The sequence below is a fragment of the Nocardia sp. NPDC002869 genome, assembly GCF_046764065.1.
GTDB lineage: Bacteria > Actinomycetota > Actinomycetes > Mycobacteriales > Mycobacteriaceae > Nocardia > Nocardia rhamnosiphila.
Window position 1 is genome coordinate 1 of record NZ_JBKOOL010000208.1, and the last position, 8,631, is coordinate 8,631.

The window sequence follows — 8,631 nt, forward strand, 5'->3', positions numbered from 1 at the left end:
CGGATACCGGGATCCGGCCCACCACTATCCGTTCGGCCTGCGCCCGAGGACCGTGCGGCATATCTCGACCACCGAACGGCGGCCCTGCCCGGATCGTGTCCGGCCGTGGGCCGTCGTCCGGAGCCCGGCGTCCCGGCCCGGGGCAGCGCGTCGTGACGGCCGGCTGTCCGGTGTCGGACCGCACCCACCGGGGGTGCGCCGACGAATCAGGGTGCCGGTACGTCCGTGGTGGTGGTCTCCTGCGGGGTCGTACTCGGAAGGGGCGCTTCCGAACTGCTGTTCACCGCGACCTGCGGGGGCGTGGGACGGGTCGTCGCCACCGGTGGACTCGTCGTTTCGGGGGTGGCCACGACGGTGCCGGTCTCCGTCGCCTCCGGCGTGGTGGCCGGCGGCTCGGTGGTGGTCCCCGTGGCCGGCGGCACCGTGGTCGTGGGCTCGGTCGCGGTGGTGGCCGGGCCGGTGGTGGCCGGGGTACCGGTCGCCGGTCGCGTGGTCACCGGGGCGGTCCCGCTGGTCGTCGGCGCGGCCGTGGTGCTGGTCGCCGCCGCGCTGGTCCTGGTCTCCGCTGCCGCCCGGTAGGCATCGTCGAGGTCCGCGGCTGTCGGGGCCGACTTCGTATCCACCGGTTCGCCGGCCTGCGCCTGCTTCGCCAGATGGGTGAGCCAGGCCGCCGCGTATTCGGCGGAGGTCAGCGTTTTGCCGTTCCCCGGGTCGGCGTCGCGCCAGTAGTCGAAGTGGTGACCGGTGGCGTTGGGGCCGAGCGTGAGCTGGTAGGGGTCGGACAGGATCACGGGGATCGTGTTCTGGTTCGTGACGATCAGGCCCACGATCTCGTTGAGGACCTTCTGCGGCAGATAGGCCAGCGGGGACATCTGATCGGTCGAGATGGAGTCCGCCGGCGCCGGAGTGGTGGTCTTCCCGGGTTCGTAGGCCGGATCCGAGACCCGCAGCAGCACCTCGAGGAAGGTTTCGTCACTGGCCATCCAGTTGGGCTGCGACTGGATATCGGCCAGCGCCAGCAGCGCGACCCGGCTGAGGACCACCGCGACATCTTGCCCGGTGGCAGGGTTGAGGCCCTCGCGTTCGAGGGCGTCGACGTTCATCTGCCGCGCCACATTGACCACCAGTTGCAGCAGCGCGATATTGTCCGGCGCCGCGCAGGTGAGGTCGCCATCGGAGCAGAAGGAGGCGATCTTGCCGTTCAGCGCGCCGAAATCGCCGCTGGTCCCGGCCACCGCGCCCTGCCCGGGGACGGGTTTGCCGCCGTTCTGGTAGAGCTGATCGAAATTGTCCGGGTTGCCGTTCGGGTTCTCGGCGCCGGGGAAGGGGCCGTCGCCCGCCGAGCGACCGGAGTCGGCGAGGATGACCACACCGGTGACCTTGGCGGGATCGACGATGGCATAGCCGCCGTCCTGCCGCTCTTGGTGCCCGACCTCCATGGCCACCCGCCGGACCACATCGGCGCCTTCGCTGTACCCCACGATCGCGAACTGGGTATCCGGGCAGGCCTGCGCGATCTCCCGCATCACCTGCCGAGTGTTGGCGACACCGGTGGTGACGGCGTCCTCGTAGGTGGCCATGTTCGCGGGGTAGGCGATGTAGACGGCGGCATACGAGCCGGGGTCCACATCATCTGCGGGCGCGTTGACCACCGGGTCGACCCATTCGCTGCTGTGATCGCCGGACAGCGCCGCGGGCAGCGGGTTGCCGTTGGCGTCCACCAGCAGTTTCGTGGTGCCCTGGGCCGGTGTGTCGCCGCGGCCGGCGACCGAGATGGTGACCATATCGTGGCATTCGGTGACCGACGCCTTCAGCTGCGTCTCGGCCTGCTGGGCCGGTGTGGTCACCGAGTAGGTCGCGGCCACCGCCGCCACCACGCCGAGAGTGGCGGGGGCCGCGATCGCCGCGGCGAGCCGGTGCTGCGTCAGGTAGGTGCGGGCGCGCACCAGGTGATCACTTCGGAAAGCCATGTCCCGAACTCCATTCGACTACTGGTAAATGGACGGACAGGCCCCCCGACGGGCCATTGCGTCACCGGAGAAGTCGCGGCCCGGGTGCGCGGCGTTACGGACTCACTTCGGGTCCAGTGCCCCCTGGTGATAGGTCACCGACGGACTCCACAGGAAGAAACTGTCGATACCGGTCCGGTAGGTCGCGTCGATCTGGGCTCTGACCTGGGCATCTCCGTAGTCCGCCCCGAGGCTGAAGTCCTGCAGCCACGGGATCACCTTCGCGTTCGTGCCCTTGGTCACGGTCTGGAAGTCGCGGAGTGCGGCCGCCACGATGTCGTAGGGCTGGTTGTTCGGATCGGCGACTCCGTACTCCCCGGTGTTCCAGTGCGAGGGGTAGATCATCGGCGCCACGAAATCCACCTGTTCCGCGATGAGCGGGATGTCCTGGGCGATCTGGTCCGGCCGGGAGGCGGCGATACCGTAGACCGCCGCGCTGAGATGGGCACCGGCGGTGTGTACCGGTTCCCGGGCCTGCCCCAGGAATCCGGCGACGGCGCGGGTCGCCGGTCCGGTGAGCCCGGGGAACTTCATACTCGAGAGGCTGCCGTCGGGCCGGCGGACGTAGTCGTACATGATTCCGTCGAAGCCCAGTTCGGCGGCCTCGACGGCGAGCGCGATGTTGTAGGCGCGCACCTCGGGATGGGCGAAATTGGTGAACGCGATGGCGCCGTAGTGGCTGGAATAGGGTTGACCGGCCGGGTTCTGCACCACCCAGTCGGGCCGTTGGTTGTGCCAGGCCCAGCCGGCCAGGGTGGGGTCGCGGAAGGCCACGATCCGGCCGACCACCTGCACCCCCATATCGTGCAGCTGCCGCAGCGCGTCGCGGGCCCGGTAGATCGGGGTGGCGGCGCCGGTGCTGCGGGCCAGCGGGACCTGCGAGTCGTAGCCGACGACGCCGTCCTCGTCCTTGATATCGAGCTGGACTGTATCGATCCGGCCCTGCCGGGCCATATCCAGCACCGATTCGCGCATCCCGTCGTGCGACCAGGCATGGGCGGTGACGTGCACCGCGCGCATCCGCGGCAGCTCGATCCCCGCGGCCAGCGGCCGGCTCGTCTCGTTACCCGCCGCGTCGACGGCGATCACCGCGGCACCGGAGGGATGATGCGGCAGCTCGGTCTCGAAGCTGCCGTCGGGTGCGGGGGTGACCTGCTGCGTGCCGATCGAGACGCGCACCGCGCCGGGCGCCCGCCCGCGCACCGTGACAGGGTCCCGGTAGGAGCCCACGGCCGGCGGCGGCGTCACGTCCAGCGCCGGGGCGGTGGTGTCGACGGTGAAGGTCGCCGACGCGGTGGGTTCGTCGCGTAACCACCCGAGCGCCCCACCGGCCGGGATCCGCGCGGTGAAGATGTGCTCGCCGTCGGTCAGGCCCTCCGGGCGGTAGAGCACCGTCTCGCCCTCCACCCGGCCGGTGACCGCGCCGCCGTCCACGGCGAGTTCCACCGCCCGCGGGTCGTGTCCGGCAGCATCCACCCGCAGTACCAGGTCTTTCAGGGTTGGGGCACCGGCCGGCCCCGGTGGTAGGCCGCTCAGCGGTAGTGCGGGTGCCGGCGATCGGCCGGCTCCGACACCGACCGCGACCAGTACGACCGCCAGGACAACACCGAAGGCCGAGACCACCAACCGTTTACGATCGGCGCCCCGGAACCGCATGAGCACAACGCATCAACTCCCACGAACACTGTCCCGTCGATATGGCCAGAACGCGCCCCGCTCAATCGCTTTCCCGGAGTTGGAACGTAAATTGTTGTCGGCACGTAACATTCGGGCGATGGTGCGGTTCCCGGGAGCAGTCGTACGGGCGGTCGTGGCCGCGGTGGTGTGCGCGGTGGCCACGGCCTGCGGGGGAACACCCGGTGCACAACCGCCGCGGCTCGTCCCGGCGGTCCCGCCGCCGGGGACCACCTCGCCCCCGCCGGACCCGGCGGCCGTCGGCGCCGACGAACTCGGTGTGGTCCCGATACTGATGTATCACCAGCTCTCGCCGCGGCCGGGCGGCGAATACGACCAGACGCCCGCCGAGTTCCGCGTCGAACTCGACCGGCTCTACCGGGAGGGATACCGGCCGATCACCGCCGCGCAGTACGCCGCGGGAACAGTGGATATCCCGGCGGGCACCCATCCCGTGGTGCTCACCTTCGACGACTCCACCACCAGTCAGCTGCGGTTCACCGCCGACGGCGTGCCCGCTCCGGATTGCGCAGTGGCCGTCCTGGAGGAATTCGCGGCCCGGCACCCGGACTTCCCCGCCCGCGCCACCTTCTACGTCACCGACGATGCCTTCGGGGGTGATCCACGCGCCCTGCTGTGGCTGGCCCGCCACGGCTACGAGATCGGCGCGCATACCGCGACCCACCCGGACCTCGGCTCGCTGGATGCCGCGGGTGTGCAGCGGGAACTGGCGCAGAATGTGCGGGCGATCGGGGCCGCCGCTCCGGGCACCGAGGTGCGGACCATGGCCCTGCCGCTGGGTTCGGCCCCGGCCGACCCCGCTCTCGCTCTCGCGGGGAGCTGGGACGGTATCGGCTACCGGTTCGAGGCCGCGATGCTGGTCGGCGCGAACCCCGCCGCCTCACCGTTCGGCGCGGTGGACCCCGCCGCGGTGCCGCGGATCCGGTCCGGTCTCGGGCGGGTGCCGTTCGATTCCGCCCACTGGCTCGACGAACTCGCGGCGAATCCGGAGTCACGCTTCACCTCCGACGGTGACCCGCAGCGGATCTCGTTCCCCCGTGCCGCGGCCGGTGATCTCGCCCCGCGCTGGGCCGGGCGGGCCGCCCCGTACTGACGGTCGTTCAGCGGCCGATGCTGTTCGGTTCGGCCACGTCTGCCTCGGAGACGTAGACGATCGGAGCGATCGTCTACGTCTCGGCGGCCGGCTCCACGGTCACGTTGCCGACCCCGAGGGGACGGATCAGGCCCTCTCGCCGGAGTTCGACGGGTGTTCCGCATGCTTCGGCGAGCGACCCGGGCCGGGTCCTCGGCGTCGCCCATGCGCATGCCGCCCCTCAGTCGGGGAGCCGGCGCATCTCCAGCACGGTGAGCCCGAGATTGTCGATCCGGGCCAGGACGGCGCGGACCCCGGTCGGATCGGTGACCGCGCCCGACAGCACTGTGGTGCCGTGGTCCCGGTCGCCGTCGAGTTCCGGGAAGGCGGCCAGCGCGCGTTCGGAGAGTTCGCCGTCGATGGTGAACTGGTATCGCATCGCCGTCTCCTGACTTCCGGACCGGTTCGACGGCGGTGCCGTCGCAGCGGATTCGAGTGTGCGACGGTCGCGCGGCGTGGTGCATCGTCCGCACCGGGTGAACCCGGCCCGCGTCAGAGCAGACCGGTGCGGCGCGCCTCCTGCAGGGTTTCCATCCGGGAGCTGGTGCCGAGTTTCGCGTAGATGCCGCGCATATGGGTTTTCACGGTGTTGATGGAAACGCCGAGGTCGTCGGCGATGTGCTGGGTGGTCCGGCCGGAGGGCAGCTGCCGCAGGATCGTCAGCTCTGTCGCGGTGAGCGCGGGATGGTCGGCCCGCCGGCGGGCCTGATGGCCGGCGCGCACCGAATCGGCGAACGCGCTGCGATGCCCGAAGCAGCCCGCGTAGTAGTCGAGCAGTTCGATGGTGCCCGGAACGTCGAAGAATGGCCGGGTGATCCGGTGGGTGGCGGCGATGCACAGGCCGTTGTCCACGGCTTCGCGGGTTTTGGAATCATTGCCCAGCTGGTGGTGGGCGCGGGCATAGAGCAGCCACCCGGTGAGCTGGGTGACCGGGTGCAGGTTCGGGGTGGACGTCAGCAGCGGTTCGACCTGGAGCACGACACCGTGATGGTTACCGGAGGCCGCGGTGAGGGCGGCGCCGGACAGCACGGTATCGGGGGTGCGGCCCAGTACGGTGCGGGCGCGTTCGGTGAGATGCTGCGCGGTAGCGGTTTCCCCGGCCTCCAGCAGGGCCCATACCGCGGCGCCCACCAGGCCCCCGCTGAGCGCGGGCGGCGGATCGGCGTCCAGTAGCCGGCCGATACTGCGGCGCAACCGTTCCGCGGCGGCGCCCCGGTCGGCCGAATGCCGGCAGTCCAGCAGACTGCCCACCACATGGGGGAGCCAGCCGGCCACCGGACCCGGCGTACCGTCGCGCCGGATGTGCTCGGCACACAGGATCCGGATATGCCCGGGCTGCGGTTCGATGCCCTGCAGATAGGCGCCGTAGGCCTCCAGGGCGGTGGCGTGCACGGTTTCCGGCAGGTCCAGCAGATCGTGGTCGCGGGCGATGGCGCAGGCCCGTTCGGCGCGCTGGCGCATGGTCGTGATCGATCCGGCCAGGCCCGCGGTGACCGCGAGCCGGGTCACCGCGATGAGCCGGAGCCGGGGATGGCAGCGGGACCGGGTGCGGCTCAGCGCGATCCGTAGTCGTTCCTCGCCGCGGGCCAGCTCGCCGCGCAACGCCAGCGCCGTCCCGGTGGTCACCGCGAGGTAGCCGTCCAGATCGGGCCGGTCGGCGGGCGGCATCCGGTCGGGGAACACACCGGTTTCGGTGGCGCTTCCCGTCGCCACCGCCAGTTCCGCGTCCACCGCGGTGGCCAGCGCCTCGAGTCGGTGCGGTCCCGCCAGCGAGAGCGGGTCGTCGTCGGCGAGCAGCCGGGCACTGTCGCGATAGGCCTGCGCCGAACCGCTGTCCCCGTGCAGCAGCGCATCGGTGACCTGCAGCAATCGCAGATACGGGTCGGCCAGGACATCGGGGGCGGTATCGGCCAGCGAATCGAACAGTGCCGCACCGTCGCCGGCGAACACCAGGGCCAGCGCGTGCTCGGCGAGGAAGCTCGCCAGCGGCCGGTGATCGGCCACCGTGAGCAGATGGGGCAGCGCGGCGCGCAGTTCCCCGGCCGACATCAGCTGCCGCGCGGCGCGCAGCCGCAGATCCGAGCACAGGTCGGTGCCGAGCCGGTTCGCTTCGGCGCGGAAGTACGCGCGCAACATCGGATGGTAGGTGTGCCAGACCTTGCCGCCCCGCGTCAGCGAGGTCATCGGGAAGTTGATCCGGTCCAGTTCGTAGAGACGGTGCGCCGACCCGCCGCCCACCATGGCGTCGGCGAGTTCCTCGGTGAACTCCTCCGCGATGCTGGTGCAGGTCAGAAACTGGCGCAGCGCCGGGGAGAGGGTGTCGATGAGTTCGCCCACCAGCAGGTCGGTGAACGCGTGCGGCGGCCGGGCGAGTGCGGTCAGGGCGTCGCGGTGCGCGCCGTCGTGGGCGGCGAGATAGATCGCCGCGATCCGGACCAGCGCGGCCCAGCCCTGCGTGAGCGACATCAGTGTGCCCAGCGACTCCGGGTCCAGCGCGCAACCGTGTTCGGCGCACAGGCCGGCGGCCTCCTCCGGCGACAGTGCCAGATCCGGGCCGCTCCACCGGGTCAGCCGGGAGGGCAGTTCCAGTAGATGCCACCGGATCGGGGGCTCGAACCGGGCGCACACCACGGTCGTCACCGTCGGCGGCGCGTACTGCAGGAAGTATTCGAGCCCGGCCAGCGCGAGCGGGTCGGTGATCAGGTGGGCGTCGTCGATCACCAGGACGGTGGGCGCGCCCTCGTCGGCGAGCGCGGTGATCACCGCCTCGGCCTCACCGACGCCGGCCGCGGGCTGTCCGGCGCCCGGCCCGGAACTGCCCAGACGCGCGCGCAACTCCCCCCACAGCGCGGTCTGCTCACGGATCGTGACCCAGGCGATCCGCGTGTCGTGAGGGGAGCGGCGCAGCCGGCGCGCGGCCCAGTCCGCGACGGCCACGGTTTTGCCGATCCCCACCGCGCCGCAGATCAGCAGGACCCCGCCGTTGCCGCTGCCGGCCACGGCGTCCAGCACCGAATGCAATCGTGGCCGGGACACCGGTGTGAAGGGCAGCACCGGGATGGGCGAGCGGGCCCGGGCCCGCGATACCGGGCGACCCGTCAGATCCAGTGTTGGCGAAGTGGTCACGGTGCCTCCCGAAGACGTCGTCCGAAACAGCACTAGCACGCACTCGGCCGCAGCCTACCGGAGCTGCGAGGGCTCCCAGCGGGTCGTGAACCAACCTGTTACCAGGGCGTATCCGGTCGAAATCATCCGTAGCGGGTGAGCCGGGCGGCCCGGCGGCAGCCATAGCGTGGACAGGTCGCCGGCACCGGGGACCTGTATCCGAAAGCGAGCGAGGTGGGCCATGTCCTTCTGGGAAGTGCTCTGGCTGATCGTGGTGAGTTTCGCGTTCGTCGCCTATCTGCTGCTGCTCTTCTACATCCTCGGTGATCTGTTCCGGGACAAGCAGACCTCGGGTTGGGTCAAGGCGATCTGGGTGGTGCTGCTGATCGTGCTGCCGCTACTGGCCTCCCTGGTGTACTTGGTCGTGCGCGGCCGGGGGATGACCGAACGCGCGGCCGTGGAAGCCGAGCAGGTCGAAGCGGCGCAGAAGAAGTACATCCAGCAGACCGCCGGTACCAGTCCGGACGCCCAGATCTCCGAGGCGAAGCGGCTGCTGGCCGAGGGCACGATCACCCAGAGCGAATTCGAACGGCTCGAGGCCAAGGCCATGTCGTGACCGGGCCTGCTCCGGGGTCCGGCGATCCCGTATCGAAGAGCTCCGGGCCGGGCCCGGAGGACGCGGGCTCGGGC

The 8,631-nt window shown here is 70.9% G+C and carries 6 protein-coding genes; 2 read left to right on the plus strand and 4 right to left on the minus strand.

What is annotated here, in order from left to right:
- Nucleotides 1-206: 206 nt before the first annotated feature.
- Both ACLML9_RS25990 and ACLML9_RS25995 read right to left on the minus strand, forming a co-directional pair.
- On the minus strand, nucleotides 207-1,970 hold the full coding sequence (locus ACLML9_RS25990; protein WP_411947978.1) for a cutinase family protein: 1,764 nt from the start codon (nucleotides 1,968-1,970) through the stop codon (nucleotides 207-209).
- 102 nt (nucleotides 1,971-2,072) lie between these two features.
- Complete coding sequence (locus ACLML9_RS25995; protein WP_411947982.1) at nucleotides 2,073-3,665, minus strand: putative glycoside hydrolase; 1,593 nt, start codon at nucleotides 3,663-3,665, stop codon at nucleotides 2,073-2,075.
- A gap of 118 nt (nucleotides 3,666-3,783) precedes the next feature.
- On the opposite strand from ACLML9_RS25995, the gene ACLML9_RS26000 reads away from it, so the two are divergent.
- The gene (locus ACLML9_RS26000) at nucleotides 3,784-4,797 is read left to right on the plus strand and encodes a polysaccharide deacetylase family protein (protein ID WP_411947979.1); all 1,014 of its coding nucleotides are present in this window, start codon (nucleotides 3,784-3,786) and stop codon (nucleotides 4,795-4,797) included.
- A gap of 220 nt (nucleotides 4,798-5,017) precedes the next feature.
- On the opposite strand, the gene ACLML9_RS26005 is transcribed toward ACLML9_RS26000, so the two are convergent.
- Both ACLML9_RS26005 and ACLML9_RS26010 read right to left on the minus strand, forming a co-directional pair.
- The gene (locus tag ACLML9_RS26005) at nucleotides 5,018-5,215 is read right to left on the minus strand and encodes a hypothetical protein (protein ID WP_030519143.1); all 198 of its coding nucleotides are present in this window, start codon (nucleotides 5,213-5,215) and stop codon (nucleotides 5,018-5,020) included.
- A gap of 113 nt (nucleotides 5,216-5,328) precedes the next feature.
- Nucleotides 5,329-7,962, minus strand: coding sequence for a LuxR C-terminal-related transcriptional regulator (locus tag ACLML9_RS26010; protein WP_411947980.1), 2,634 nt, complete (start codon nucleotides 7,960-7,962; stop codon nucleotides 5,329-5,331).
- 220 nt (nucleotides 7,963-8,182) lie between these two features.
- Here ACLML9_RS26010 and ACLML9_RS26015 point away from each other — a divergent pair, with 220 nt between their 5' ends.
- Nucleotides 8,183-8,557 (plus strand): PLDc N-terminal domain-containing protein, encoded by a 375-nt coding sequence (locus ACLML9_RS26015; RefSeq protein ID WP_411947981.1) that lies wholly within the window; start codon nucleotides 8,183-8,185, stop codon nucleotides 8,555-8,557.
- Nucleotides 8,558-8,631 lie beyond the last annotated feature (74 nt).